Origin of the sequence: Streptococcus pneumoniae (genome assembly GCA_040719455.1) — a bacterium.
Lineage (GTDB): Bacteria > Bacillota > Bacilli > Lactobacillales > Streptococcaceae > Streptococcus > Streptococcus pneumoniae_G.
Map to the genome: position 1 here is coordinate 402,979 of JBFDTN010000001.1, position 12,961 is coordinate 415,939.

Consider the following 12,961-nt stretch of genomic DNA (forward strand, 5'->3'; position numbering starts at 1 on the left):
AATGTATTATTGTATTATATAGATAGTACAGATAAAGGAGTTGAGAAACCTAAAATTTTGTCGTTGAAAACGTTTATTTTATGATAAAATAAAACTAACTATTTTTCAGGAGGAAAAAGAATGAAAAAATTAAAGAAATGGCAGTTGTATAGCTTGATTGGAACTGCTTCAGCCATCGTGTTAGCAGCAGGAGGATTTCTCCTCTTTGGCGGAGGCGCAGGAGGTGGAGATGCGGTTGAAAATGCAACACCGATGGTTCAAAAGCCAAAGGAAGGCTCTGTTGCTTCATCTGTCCTTCTAGCAGGATCGGTCGCTGCTGAGCGTGAGCAATACGTTTATTTCGATGCGACCAAAGGAGATTTAGAGAGTATTTATGTGAGTGTGGGTGAGCAGGTAGGCGAAGGTCAAGCCTTGGTTCAGTACACCAGTGTGGATGCCCAAACAGCCTACGATGCCGCTGCTCGTGCGGTTAATAAAATCGACCGTCAAATCAATGACCTAAATACCTATGGAGTGACCGTTGATAAGACAGGGGATACTGAAGCTGATACAAATAGTGTCGCAACCGCTCAACGCTCTGTGGATTCTCAGTTGCGTGAACTCCAAGACAATCGCGCAGATGCCGTTGATAATCTCAATAAAGCCTTAACGGCTCTTAACAATACCACGGTTTTGAGTACTGGTGAAGGAACGGTTGTCGAGGTGAACCACGATGTATCCAAATCCAACACAGGCAGCAATCAAACTCTTGTGCATATTGTCAGCAACGGCAATCTTCAAGTCAAGGGTGAGTTGTCAGAGTTTAACCTTGCCAATATTAAAGTTGGTCAAGAAGTGACCATCACCTCAAAAGTTTACCCAGACAAGACTTGGACAGGAAAGATTAACTTTATCTCTGATTATCCAAAAGATAGCCAAGGAGCAGCTACTAACACAGGCGCTCAATCGGGTGCCAAATATCCATTTACCGTAGAAATCACAAGTGAAATCGGTGACTTGAAACAAGGATTCTCGGTCAATATGGAAGTGAAAAATGATAGCAAGGGCTTGCTCATTCCAGTAACGGCGATTTTAGCGGACGGGGATAAGAGCTATGTCTGGACGATTGATGACAAGGGTCTTGCAAAGAAAGTAAAAGTTACCCTTGGAAATGCTGATGCTGAAAATCAAGAAATCACATCTGGATTGACCAAAGAAAGCAAAGTCATCACCAACCCATCCGCGGATTTAGAAGAGGGTAAAGAGGTGAAACCTTATGACGAAGTTGATTAGTATTCAAAATATCAATAAAACCTATCGCAATGGGGACCAGGAATTAAGAGTTCTAAAAGACATCAATTTAGAAGTAGAAGAAGGCGAGTTTGTCGCGATTATGGGACCATCTGGATCGGGGAAATCTACGTTGATGAATATCATTGGGATGTTGGATAGACCGACTAGCGGTGAATACCACTTATCAGGAGATGAGGTCGCAAGTCTTGGTGAAAAAAGATTAGCCAAGGTCCGTAACCAGCAGATTGGCTTTGTCTTTCAGCAGTTTTTCCTCCTTTCAAAACTAAATGCTTTTCAAAATGTGGAATTGCCCTTGATTTATGCAGGGGTAGCTCCTTCAAAGCGTAAGAAATTGGCAGAGCGTTTTTTGGAGAAGGTCGAGTTGGCGGAGCGTATGCATCATTTGCCATCTGAGCTTTCCGGGGGGCAAAAGCAGAGGGTTGCCATTGCACGTGCCTTGGTGAATAATCCTTCTATTATCCTTGCAGATGAGCCCACAGGAGCCTTGGATACCAAGACAGGTGAGCAGATCATGGAGTTGTTGCTTGATCTAAATGCCGAAGGCAAAACCATTATCATGGTCACGCACGAGCCTGAAATCGCAGCCTATGCCAAACGACAAATCGTCATTCGAGATGGGGTAATCTCATCTGATAGTCGCGTGAAAGGAGGCACTTGATGCAAAATTTTAGATTTGCCCTTAGCTCGATTTTAGGGCACAAAATGCGCTCCTTTCTAACCATGCTTGGGATTATCATCGGGGTCATGTCCGTTGTGGTTATCGTGGCATTAGGAAGTGGGGTTGAGCGTGCCTTTACAGATATTGTCGGAGCTAACCGTCAAGATGTCAATCTTTTCTACTCTTTTACAAAAAGTAAGGATGGAAGTGGAATTCAAACAGTCGAGGAACTCCAATCTCAAATAGATGAAGGTTCTGGAGTTTATACTGAGCCTCCAAAAATTCAGGAAGTTTGGTTGGAGCAGCTGGTTCGAGAATTAGATGGCATTGATAAATATTATGCTACTAACAATTCAACGACAGCTGTCTCTTATGGCAGTAAAAAAGCTGAAAATATTCCGATTACCGGTGTCAATCGCTCTTATTTTCAAGCCAAGAACTATGAAGTTGTTGCAGGTCGTCTTTTGACCAATGCAGACTATCGCAGTTTTTCTCGAGCGATTTTGATTGATGGGAAACTAGCTGAAATCCTCTTCAATAGTCCAAAAGAAGCCTTGAATAAAATTGTCCGCTTGGGAGACAATGATTATCGAGTTATTGGAGTTTACCGTGATCCAGAGCTTGAAAAAATCAAGGCGGTAGCCCCATCAAATGGAAATATCGTCATGGCAAATACCCAGCTCGCAGCAGAGTTTGGGGGAGATGAGATTCAAAATGTGACGGTTCATACGAAAAATCTTGAGAATTCCTTGGAAGATGGGGCAGCAGCGGCTCGGCTATTGACCAAGCTATCAGGAGCAACAGATGGCGAATACCAGGTGCTCGATGTGGAAAGCCAGCTTGCGCAAGTCAAGGGACAAGTCGTGGTATTCCAATTGGTCTTTGGAGCTATTGCAGGGATTTCCCTTCTTGTCGGTGGTATTGGAGTCATGAATATCATGCTGGTATCGGTGACAGAGCGGACGCGCGAGATTGGTCTTCGAAAAGCGCTTGGAGCTACACGGAGCAACATCTTGACGCAGTTTGTCATTGAATCCATTGTCTTGACCTTGATTGGCGGCATGATTGGATTAGGTCTTGCCTATCTTATCGTTTTATCTATTGGGCATTCCTTAGATGCGCTATTTGCAGGACCACCAGTGATTACGATTTCATCAGCCGTGGGTAGTCTTTTATTCTCAGCGGTTGTGGGGATTGTATTTGGGATTTTACCGGCTAATAAAGCCTCAAAACTTGACCCAATCGAAGCACTGCGTTACGAATAACTTATACAATAAGAAAACCTTTGACGGATGTTAAGTCAAAGGTTTTTTCACTATTTGAGTCCCATGAGTTTTTTAACTTCTGGGATTTTTTGTAATTGTGGAACGAGAATCATCGTGACAACGACACGAAATGGAATCTCAAAGATTTTAAAAATCCGCCCTTGGGCAAAGAACTGCACCGAGATAGGAATGTTCTGATAGATTTGATTGAGAATGGGGGTGAGAAAGAAAGTTCCAATCCCCATGATGACTGTGGTTGCTAGAATGACATAGAGCCAATCTTTTTTATTTTTGCTATCAAGCTTTTTCCCATAATAGAAAGCCCCATATAAAAATCCTTGAATAGCTTCTAACACAGTGAACCAAATAATAAACGGATAGCCTGAGTTGAGAGCTGTCACCACATCATTGACCACAAAGACGATGAGGGAAATGATAGGACCAGCAATCGTACCAATCAAGGTATTAGCGATAAAAGAAAGGCTAACCTTGAGGACATTTGGAATAATCCAAAAAGAAAAGTATTGCCCCAAGATATAACGAATAGCGATTAACATCGCAAGGACAACAATGAGTTGAACCCCAAACTTAGGGGATTTTTTAGAAAGCATATCGTGCTCCTTTACAAATCGTGGAGCTGTCCTAAGACAGCGGATGCAATGGTTTACCGCGCTTTCGCTTCGTTGTATGGCAACATCCCATCCATACACACTTAACGCAAACCACCTACTCTGTTGCAGGATTTCCTGCTACTTTAGTGTACTAGAATTTTCTGAAAATGTAAATAGAAAAACCAGAGAAAATTCTCTGGTTTTGAGGCTTATTTCATAGTAGGGAAGAGAAGCACATCACGGATAGTTGTGGTGTCCGTGAGAAGCATGCAGAGGCGGTCGATTCCGATACCGAGTCCACCTGTTGGCGGCATACCGTATTCAAGTGCTTCTACGTAGTCGTAGTCGATACCAGTCGCTTCATCATCTCCCAATTCTTTAGCCTTGGCTTGCGCCTTGAAGCGTTCCAATTGGTCGATTGGGTCGTTCAACTCGGTGAAGGCATTTCCGTACTCTTTGGTCATGATAAAGAGCTCAAAGCGATCTGTAAAGCGAGGGTCTGTATCATTTTTCTTAGCAAGTGGGGATACAGCAACAGGATGACCGTAAACAAAGGTTGGTTGGATTAACGTATCTTCGACAAATTCTTCAAAGAAGGCGTTGATGATTTGACCAACTTCTGTATAGTGCTTTTCAACAGGGACTTTATGCTCGCTCGCAACAGCTTTTGCTTCTTCAAAGCTCATCTCTTGCCAGAAATCAACACCTGTTTGTTCCTTAATGGCATCAACCATGTGAACCCGTTTGAATGGCAGGTGGATATTGATTTCCGTTCCTTGATAAGTGACAGGTCCGTCTCCGACAACAGCTTTTGCGGTGTGTTGGATAATGCCTTCGGTCAAGTCCATGATGTCAAGGTAGTCTGCGTAGGCTTGGTAGACCTCAATCGATGTAAATTCTGGATTGTGAGTAGCATCCATTCCTTCATTACGGAAGATGCGTCCGATTTCATAAACACGTTCCATACCACCGACGATGAGGCGTTTCAAGTGCAATTCCGTTGCAATCCGCAAGACCATGTCGATGTTTTGGGCATTGTGGTGGGTGATAAATGGACGGGCAGCAGCACCACCCGCTTCATTGTGAAGGACAGGTGTTTCCACTTCCAAGAATCCAAGTCCGTCCAAGTAACGGCGGATTTCTGAGATGATTTTGCTGCGAGTGACAAAGCGCTCAAAGCTCTCACGGTTAGAAATCAAGTCCAAGTAGCGTTTACGGTAAATGGTTTCAGTATCTGTCAAGCCATGGAATTTTTCAGGGAGTGGACGAAGGGCTTTTGACAAGTGAGTCAATTTGCGGGCATGGATGGATAATTCTCCCATGTTGGTCCGCATGACATCTCCCTCAACCCCGATAAAGTCTCCGAGGTCAGCCTTGTTGAATAGTTCGTAGTTTTCTTCACCGACATCATCCTTGCGGACGTAGATTTGAATCTGACCTTCGCGGTCCTGGATGTGGGCAAAGCCAGCCTTTCCTTTTCCGCGCTTAGTCATCATCCGTCCTGCGATGACAGCAGTAGCGCCTAATTCAGCCAAGTCTTCCTTAGTCTTATCTTCGTATTGTGCTTTTAATTCTGCGGAATTTGCCGTGCGCTCAAAGCGTTTTCCGAATGGGTCAATCCCTTTTTCGCTAAGGGCAACCATTTTCTCACGGCGCACTAATTGCTGGTCATTTAATTCTTCAAAATGTTCATTTGACATAGTCGTTTCATTCCTCCAAAGGTTTTCCTTTCTATTTTACCATAAAAAATGAAGAAGTACAGCTAGAAAGCGATAAAAAATCTGGCTTGTGGTATAATAAGGATAGAAAAATGAGGTGATGTGATGAATCAAACGATTGATTATTTAAAAGAATTAACAGCAATTCCATCTCCGACTGGGTTTACCAAAGAGGTGGCGGATTATCTGATGAAGACCTTACAGGATTTGGGCTATGAGCCTACAAAGACCAATAAAGGTAGCGTGATAGTGACCCTCAAAGGGAAAAATGATGACAAGCAGCGTTTTGTGACCGCACATGTGGATACCTTGGGAGCTATTGTGCGTGCGATTAAGCCAGACGGGCGCTTGAAAATGGACAAAATCGGAGGCTTTCCTTGGAATATGATCGAGGGAGAAAACTGCCTTGTCCACGTAGCCAGTACAGGGAAGACCATCTCAGGGACGATTCTAGTCCATCAGACGAGCTGTCATGTCTATCGTGATGCGGGGACTGTGGAGCGAACGCAGGATAATATGGAAGTACGACTGGATGAGAAAGTCACATCAGCTGACGAAACACGAGCTTTAGGCATTGAGGTAGGGGATTTTATCTCTTTTGACCCTAGAACGACTGTGACAGAGACAGGCTTTATCAAATCTCGTTTCTTGGATGATAAGGTATCGGCGGCTATTTTGCTGAATCTTCTACGACGTTATCAAAAAGAGGAAGTGGAGCTTCCAGTGACGACCCATTTTGCCTTTAGCGTCTTTGAAGAAGTGGGACATGGAGCGAACTCCAGCATTAACGAGCAGGTAGTGGAGTATTTGGCAGTTGACATGGGCGCGATGGGAGATGACCAAGCGACAGATGAGTACACGGTGTCTATCTGTGTGAAGGATGCGTCTGGTCCCTATCATTATGAATTTCGTAAGCATTTGGTAGCTTTGGCAAAAGAGCAAGGAATTCCCTATAAATTAGACATTTATCCTTACTATGGAAGTGACGCGTCAGCAGCCATGCGAGCAGGAGCAGAGGTCAAGCACGCCCTTTTAGGCGCTGGTATTGAGTCTAGTCACTCGTATGAGCGGACCCATTTGGATTCTGTTATGGCGACTGAGAAAATGGTGGATAGCTACCTCCAAAGCGATTTGGTAGAGTAGATTGTAAAGGAAAATAAAAAAGGAATAAATAAGAATCATATTTTCTTACTTATTCCTTTTTATGGTTGTTTCGTTTTGATTTAGTACGAGTGAACAACGTATTACATTAAAACGAAATGACGATATTAGTCAATTTCATAGCCCATGAGCAGTCCGCCTTCTTCGGCATAAAAACTACATAAGCCAGATGTTGGGAGAATAGCGATTTGCGCTTGCGGGAATTTCTCTTTTATAGAATCTGAAAATTGCTGGCAGAATTTAAGATTATTGCGATGGGCAATGGTAATCTTGCCCCCTTTGTAGCCCGCTTTTAGGACCTCATCAACCGCAGCAGAGAGCGCTTTTTTACCGCCTCTTGCTTTTTGGAGGAGCTCAAGCTTCCCTTCCTTGCTGGCTTCTCCAACCATACGAATGTTGAGAAGACCTACGACGGTTCCGATGAGTTTACTCAATCGTCCATTTTTGACGAGATTATCTACCTTAGCAAGGACGAAAAGCAGCTTGGTTTTAGCTTGGTAAGAGCCAATAGCTTGAACAATTTCGTCGAAAGAGAGACCTTGTTCAATGAGGAAGTTGAGCTGCTCAACAATTAAATCAATTTCACCACCAACAGACAAGCTATCAATGACATGAATGTTGGCATTTGGGTGATCTTCCAGATAGATTTTTTTCGCCACTTGGGCGCTGTTATGGCTACCTGAAAGCGTTCCTGTAATGGTTACGACAAAGATATTATCAGCACCTTCATAAGCTTTCATGTAGTCATCTGGGCTAGGACAGGCAGATTTTGAAGCGGTAGATGTCGCATACATCTTTTCCATCATAGTATCTATATCCAAATCGCTATTATCGACAAATACTTCCTCACCAATCTGAATGGTCAAAGGGACACTTTCAAATTGTGTATCAATAGCCAATTTTTCAAGTGTTTGATAATCGCAGCCTGAGTCGGCAATAATTTTCCAAGTCATGGGTTCTCCTACGTTTGTCAACGGAACAACCATTGACAAAGGTTCTGTCTTTTTTTACAATTATATCATAAATATTGTGAATTTGAAATCCTTTACATTCAGTTGCGACAAGTAGAAAGAAAATGTTATGTCTGAACGAAGAATATCTGAAAAATCTCTGGCAAATTTGCGCAAGGCAAATGAAGAAGTCAACCATTTGACAAAGGAGGCTTTAGAAACGGCTTTTCTTCAATTATTGGAACAAAAGAAATTGGCTAAAATCACGATTTCAGAGCTTGTTGAGAGAGCCGGAGTGTCGAGAGCAGCGTTTTATCGCAATTATGGCTCTAAAGATGATTTACTAGAAAAAGTCTTTACCGAACGTGTGCGAAAGATTACCGAGCAATTAGGAAAGCTCAATCGGCGAGCGGATCTCTACCATATTTGGTTGCTATTATTAAAAGAGGCAAAGAAAGAATCTCGTTTGATTAGTTTGGCTGTGGATTATCAGCTGGAGAAGGTCTTGACCAGTGCTGTGTTTGATTTTTTAGAAAAACGAACCAGCTCAAAGAAATCAGCCTCTTCTTATATGAACTCTTTTTGGAGTTCAGCCATTGTTTCGGTCTTAATCAAGTGGATTTCTGATGGTATGAAGGTGCCTGCTGAAAAAGTAGCGGCTCTAGGCATGCCACTCTTGCCTCAAAAGGCGAAAAAGAAGTCTAAAGGAGGGAAAAAATGACAAAACGCTTAGCATGGGATGAATATTTTGCAGCGCAGGCGCTCTTGATTGCCAATCGTGCGACCTGTAAGCGTGCCAAGGTTGGTGCGGTTTTGGTCAAGGACAACAAAGTTGTAGCAACAGGCTACAACGGCTCTGTTTCAGGAACCGAGCATTGCTTGGATCAGGAATGTTTGGTCGTGGACGGACATTGCGTGCGCACCTTGCATGCGGAGGTCAACGCTATTTTACAAGGAGCAGAGCGAGGGATTCCTAGAGGATTTACAGCTTATGTGACACATTTTCCGTGTTTAAATTGCTCCAAGCAGCTCCTCCAAGTAGGTTGTAAGCGCGTGGTCTATATCAATGAATACCGCATGGATGACTATGCCCAGTATTTGTATCAAGAAAAAGGCTGTGAGCTCGTGCATTTGCCGATTGAAACTGTTAAAGAAGCGATTGCCCAGACGGATTTAATATAGGGGGGATAGAATGTCAGTATTAGATCAAGCCTGGCAGGCTTTTATAGACGGCAATATCCTTGAAGCAGAGCAACTTGTTTCTATGTTAAAAATGGATGATAGCAGTAGCCGCAGTTTAAAGGCTTATCTAGCCTTGGAAAAAGAGAATTACCAGCAAGCGATGGATTTATATGAGCAAAATCGCATGGAAGCTCTTTTTGTCAACAATCACGCAGATCTACATGTAGCGCTTCATCAACAAGCGATGGTGGCGCGTGAGATGGGCGAATGTGAACATGCTTTGGATTTGATAGCGCAAGAAGAGAAGATTATCCAGCAGCATTTTTCAGACGATGCGCTTCGCCTTTCGGTTAATGCTTATGAGCAAGGTTATCTTCGTATGAAATTAGGAAGAAGTTCAGAAGGTCTTGCTTATATGGAGCAAAGTTTAGGCTGGTCTTTGAAAACGGATGATTGGATAGCACAAGCCTGTGCTTACCGTGGTTTAGGTGAGATCTATCAGGTTTTGGGGAATATTGAAGAGAGTAAAGCGTCGTTTGAGAAGAGTTTGCTACTTTTTCGACAAGCAGGAGATGAGATTGGAGCAGAAGAAGTCGAAAAAATGCTTTCAAAAATCTGAAAGTTCTCATAAAATGTGATATAATAAAAAGCGTTATAAGTCCCGAAAAGGCGATTACTTGAGAAATTGGGTGGTCGGTGCTTTGTAACTTTTAACTCGGCAACAATGTCGGTAGCGAAGCTACTCGTCATTGTACGGCAGTCGCTATGGGGCGGTCTGCCTAGCCAACTTACTAGAATGGGAAAAGTCTTAATATCGAATCCTTTTCCCATTCGTTGTAACTGAACTAAGAAAAACGGATCCTTCGTCGCACCTTTTTCTATGGTTGTTAGGTCAACTAACTTCGTTAGTCTGATTTCCAACCTTCAAAGGTCTACTAGACCTTTGAAGCTAAGCGACTTACTAGCTTTCTCCAAGCGAACGATATTTTCGCTTGGAGAAACCGTCGTAACATACATAGTAGGGTTCTTAGCCAACTTACTAGAATGGGAAAGGTCTTAATATCGAATCCTTTTCCCATTCGTCGTAACTGAGCTAAGAAAAACGGCTCCTTCGTCGCACCTTTTTCTACGGTTGTGATGTCAACTAACTTCGTTACTCTTAGACTGAAGACAACCCTCAAATTCAGAAAAGTGCACATCGATATTTAAGTTTCTGTAGTTTTAAGGTTAGAAAATTTGCGAGCGTGGCGAGCACAATACCGCCACCACCGCCGTGCTAAAAGTGCCAGTAAATGTTAATACAATAACATTTACTGGCACTCGGAATCTTCGAGACCTTAGGCTCGAAGATTAATCATGGAATGCCGAAGGCAGTCGCTGATGTCCGAAAGCACATAAGGGTGGTGGCATTAAAAAGACTTTTTCTTCGTGACTGTGCTACGAAAACTGGTTTCTGCTAGGGGAGTTTGTAGGTTGTGGCGATAAGTGGTTGTTTTTCTAGTATCATTTTTATTTAAAGGGGGACATGAAGATGTCAGAACGTAAACTTTTCACTTCTGAGTCGGTATCTGAGGGGCATCCGGATAAGATTGCGGATCAGATTTCCGATGCGATTTTGGATGCGATTTTGGAGCAGGACAGTGAGGCCCATGTAGCGGCGGAAACGGCTGTCTATACTGGCTCTGTCCATGTGTTTGGGGAAATCTCAACAACGGCTTATGTGGATATTAACCGCGTGGTCCGGGATACGATTGCAGAGATTGGCTATACCAATACGGAATATGGCTTTTCAGCTGAAACGGTAGGGGTTCATCCGTCCTTGGTCGAGCAATCACCTGATATTGCTCAAGGGGTTAATGAAGCCTTAGAAGTCCGTGAAAATGGTGACCAAGACCCGCTCGATCAGATTGGAGCAGGTGACCAGGGGCTCATGTTTGGTTTTGCGGTAGATGAAACTCCTGAATTGATGCCGCTACCGATTTCACTCAGTCACCAATTGGTGAAGAAATTGGCGGATTTACGGAAATCGGGTAGCATTTCCTACCTTCGTCCAGATGCCAAAAGCCAAGTCACAGTTGAATATGATGAACAAGATCAACCCTTGCGCGTGGATACTGTCGTCATTTCAACCCAGCATGATCCAGAAGTGAGTCAGGAAACGATTCGCAAAGACGTCATCGAGCAAGTCATTCAAACGGTCATTCCAGCCCAGTATCTGGATGAGAAGACCAAGTATTTCATCAATCCGACTGGTCGCTTTGTCATCGGTGGACCGCAGGGAGATTCTGGTTTGACCGGTCGCAAAATCATTGTGGACACCTATGGTGGCTACTCTCGCCACGGTGGCGGTGCCTTTTCTGGAAAAGATGCGACCAAGGTTGACCGTTCGGCTTCCTATGCGGCGCGCTACATTGCCAAAAACATCGTTGCAGCAGGACTTGCCAAGAAAGCAGAAGTACAGTTAGCCTATGCGATTGGGGTGGCGCAACCGGTATCGGTGCGGATTGATACATTTGGTACGAGTACGGTGGCTGAAAGCCGTCTCGAAGCAGCTGTTCGGAAATTATTTGACCTTCGTCCAGCAGGCATTATCCAAATGCTTGATTTGAAACGGCCAATTTATCGCCAAACAGCGGCTTATGGTCATATGGGACGGACCGATATTGATTTGCCGTGGGAACGTTTGGACAAGGTAGAAGCATTGAAAAATCATGTATCTCAGTAAAATGAGATAGAGAAGCGCAGCTATTGTCTGGGCTTCTTTTTTTGTAGTTCGGGGATTGGAAATGGTTCTTTTAGAAAAATTATGGTATAATAAAAGCTGGTCTTTTGACGAATTTACCTGAAAGAGAAGAATATGAATAAGATTGTAATAAATGGTGGTCGCCCTTTGCGTGGAGAGGTGGCCATTAGTGGTGCCAAAAATAGCGTAGTAGCCTTGATTCCAGCGACGATTTTAGCCGATGATATTGTTATTTTAGACGGCGTTCCAGCCATTTCGGATGTAGATAGTTTGGTTGAAATCATGCAAGACATGGGAGCGAGTGTAGAGCGTTCAGGCGAAACCTTGACGATTGACCCTCGTGGGGTGAAAAATGTGCCTATGCCATACGGAAAAATCAATAGTTTGCGAGCTTCTTACTATTTCTACGGAAGTCTTCTTGGGCGTTATGGTGAAGCAACGGTTGGTTTACCTGGGGGCTGTGATTTGGGGCCTCGTCCCATTGATTTGCACTTGAAAGCCTTTAAGGCGATGGGAGCCGATATGTCTTATGAGGGCAATTCTATGCGCCTTGCGACAGGTGAACGGGACCTTATAGGGGCAAGTATCTATATGGATACAGTCAGCGTAGGTGCTACTATTAATACCATGCTTGCGGCGGTTAAGGCAAAAGGTCGGACTGTGATTGAAAATGCGGCTCGTGAACCTGAAATCATTGATGTAGCAACTCTTCTCAACAATATGGGTGCTCATATCCGTGGTGCAGGGACAGATATTATCACGATTGAAGGAGTGGAGACACTTCATGGCACTCGTCATCAAGTGATTCCTGACCGCATTGAGGCTGGGACCTATATTGCACTTGCTGCAGCAGTAGGTGAAGGCATCAAGATTACGAATGTCTTATACGAGCATTTAGAAGGATTTCTTGCTAAATTAGAAGAAATGGGTGTCCGCATGACGGTATCTGAGGACAGTGTTTACGTTGAAAAGCAAGATAATCTTCAAGCTATTACGATTAAAACAGCTCCTTATCCTGGCTTTGCGACCGATTTGCAGCAACCTGTGACACCCTTGCTGTTAAAAGCACAAGGACGCGGTCGCATTATGGATACCATCTATGAAAAACGGGTCAATCATGTGCCTGAGTTAGCAAATATGGGAGCCAATATTGAAACACAAGGTGGACAAATTATCTATACAGGTCCAAATCAGTTGCAGGGAGCACCAGTCAAAGCAACGGACTTGCGGGCAGGAGCGGCCCTAGTTATCGCAGGTTTGATGGCAAAAGGACAGACGGAAATTACCAATGTCGAATTTATCCTGCGTGGTTACTCTAATATTATTGAAAAATTAACCAGCTTAGGAGCTGACATTGCCTTGATTGAGGAGTAAAAGACA

12 protein-coding genes and 1 riboswitch are annotated in these 12,961 nt (G+C 43.7%); of the genes, 9 read left to right on the top strand and 3 right to left on the bottom strand.

Annotation, left to right across the window (positions count from 1 at the left end):
- The first annotated feature begins 120 nt into the window (after window positions 1-120).
- The 3 genes from AB1I63_01885 to AB1I63_01895 are packed head-to-tail and all read left to right on the top strand — an operon-like array spanning window position 121 to window position 3,216.
- Window positions 121-1,272 carry an efflux RND transporter periplasmic adaptor subunit gene (locus tag AB1I63_01885; protein MEW4353638.1) on the top strand — a complete coding sequence of 384 codons (1,152 nt, stop codon included), beginning with the start codon at window positions 121-123 and terminating at the stop codon, window positions 1,270-1,272.
- Window positions 1,256-1,951, top strand: a complete 696-nt coding sequence (locus tag AB1I63_01890; protein MEW4353639.1) for an ABC transporter ATP-binding protein — start codon at window positions 1,256-1,258, stop codon at window positions 1,949-1,951. Before AB1I63_01885 ends, AB1I63_01890 begins: the two co-directional genes overlap by 17 nt.
- Entirely contained in the window at window positions 1,951-3,216 is a 1,266-nt protein-coding gene (locus tag AB1I63_01895; protein ID MEW4353640.1) for an ABC transporter permease, read from the top strand. The genes AB1I63_01890 and AB1I63_01895 overlap by 1 nt, the downstream gene beginning before the upstream one ends.
- Window positions 3,217-3,266: 50 nt before the next feature.
- Here the strand turns inward: AB1I63_01895 and AB1I63_01900 are convergent, their stop codons facing one another.
- Window positions 3,267-3,827: a folate family ECF transporter S component gene (locus tag AB1I63_01900; protein ID MEW4353641.1), complete on the bottom strand. Its 561-nt coding sequence runs from the start codon at window positions 3,825-3,827 to the stop codon at window positions 3,267-3,269.
- A gap of 35 nt (window positions 3,828-3,862) precedes the next feature.
- Window positions 3,863-3,952, bottom strand: a riboswitch (THF riboswitch).
- An 84-nt stretch (window positions 3,953-4,036) separates the two neighbouring features.
- Window positions 4,037-5,527, bottom strand: a complete 1,491-nt coding sequence (lysS, locus tag AB1I63_01905) for a lysine--tRNA ligase (GenBank protein MEW4353642.1) — start codon at window positions 5,525-5,527, stop codon at window positions 4,037-4,039.
- 123 nt (window positions 5,528-5,650) lie between these two features.
- Between lysS and AB1I63_01910 the strand changes: the two genes are divergently transcribed.
- Complete coding sequence (locus AB1I63_01910) at window positions 5,651-6,688, top strand: M42 family metallopeptidase (protein ID MEW4353643.1); 1,038 nt, start codon at window positions 5,651-5,653, stop codon at window positions 6,686-6,688.
- A gap of 125 nt (window positions 6,689-6,813) precedes the next feature.
- Here AB1I63_01910 and AB1I63_01915 read toward each other — a convergent pair whose 3' ends face one another.
- Window positions 6,814-7,659: a DegV family protein gene (locus tag AB1I63_01915; GenBank protein ID MEW4353644.1), complete on the bottom strand. Its 846-nt coding sequence runs from the start codon at window positions 7,657-7,659 to the stop codon at window positions 6,814-6,816.
- Window positions 7,660-7,786: 127 nt separating this feature from the next.
- On the opposite strand from AB1I63_01915, the gene AB1I63_01920 reads away from it, so the two are divergent.
- From AB1I63_01920 to AB1I63_01940, 5 genes are all read left to right on the top strand, one after another.
- A complete protein-coding gene (locus AB1I63_01920; protein MEW4353645.1) occupies window positions 7,787-8,377 on the top strand; it encodes a TetR/AcrR family transcriptional regulator in 591 nt (196 codons plus the stop codon).
- Window positions 8,374-8,838 carry a cytidine/deoxycytidylate deaminase family protein gene (locus AB1I63_01925; protein ID MEW4353646.1) on the top strand — a complete coding sequence of 155 codons (465 nt, stop codon included), beginning with the start codon at window positions 8,374-8,376 and terminating at the stop codon, window positions 8,836-8,838. The genes AB1I63_01920 and AB1I63_01925 overlap by 4 nt, the downstream gene beginning before the upstream one ends.
- A 10-nt stretch (window positions 8,839-8,848) precedes the next feature.
- Window positions 8,849-9,457, top strand: coding sequence for a hypothetical protein (locus tag AB1I63_01930; protein ID MEW4353647.1), 609 nt, complete (start codon window positions 8,849-8,851; stop codon window positions 9,455-9,457).
- Window positions 9,458-10,369: 912 nt separating this feature from the next.
- Window positions 10,370-11,563: a methionine adenosyltransferase gene (metK, locus tag AB1I63_01935; GenBank protein MEW4353648.1), complete on the top strand. Its 1,194-nt coding sequence runs from the start codon at window positions 10,370-10,372 to the stop codon at window positions 11,561-11,563.
- 132 nt (window positions 11,564-11,695) lie between these two features.
- Entirely contained in the window at window positions 11,696-12,955 is a 1,260-nt protein-coding gene (locus AB1I63_01940; protein MEW4353649.1) for a UDP-N-acetylglucosamine 1-carboxyvinyltransferase, read from the top strand.
- The last annotated feature ends 6 nt before the right edge of the window (window positions 12,956-12,961 follow it).

Coding starts and splice junctions, on each gene's coding strand:
- AB1I63_01885 (MEW4353638.1), top strand. CDS start 121: ATGAAAAAATTAAAGAAATGGCAGTTGTATAGCTTGATTGGAACTGCT.
- AB1I63_01890 (MEW4353639.1), top strand. CDS start 1,256: ATGACGAAGTTGATTAGTATTCAAAATATCAATAAAACCTATCGCAAT.
- AB1I63_01895 (MEW4353640.1), top strand. CDS start 1,951: ATGCAAAATTTTAGATTTGCCCTTAGCTCGATTTTAGGGCACAAAATG.
- AB1I63_01900 (MEW4353641.1), bottom strand. CDS start 3,827: ATGCTTTCTAAAAAATCCCCTAAGTTTGGGGTTCAACTCATTGTTGTC.
- lysS (MEW4353642.1), bottom strand. CDS start 5,527: ATGTCAAATGAACATTTTGAAGAATTAAATGACCAGCAATTAGTGCGC.
- AB1I63_01910 (MEW4353643.1), top strand. CDS start 5,651: ATGAATCAAACGATTGATTATTTAAAAGAATTAACAGCAATTCCATCT.
- AB1I63_01915 (MEW4353644.1), bottom strand. CDS start 7,659: ATGACTTGGAAAATTATTGCCGACTCAGGCTGCGATTATCAAACACTT.
- AB1I63_01920 (MEW4353645.1), top strand. CDS start 7,787: ATGTCTGAACGAAGAATATCTGAAAAATCTCTGGCAAATTTGCGCAAG.
- AB1I63_01925 (MEW4353646.1), top strand. CDS start 8,374: ATGACAAAACGCTTAGCATGGGATGAATATTTTGCAGCGCAGGCGCTC.
- AB1I63_01930 (MEW4353647.1), top strand. CDS start 8,849: ATGTCAGTATTAGATCAAGCCTGGCAGGCTTTTATAGACGGCAATATC.
- metK (MEW4353648.1), top strand. CDS start 10,370: ATGTCAGAACGTAAACTTTTCACTTCTGAGTCGGTATCTGAGGGGCAT.
- AB1I63_01940 (MEW4353649.1), top strand. CDS start 11,696: ATGAATAAGATTGTAATAAATGGTGGTCGCCCTTTGCGTGGAGAGGTG.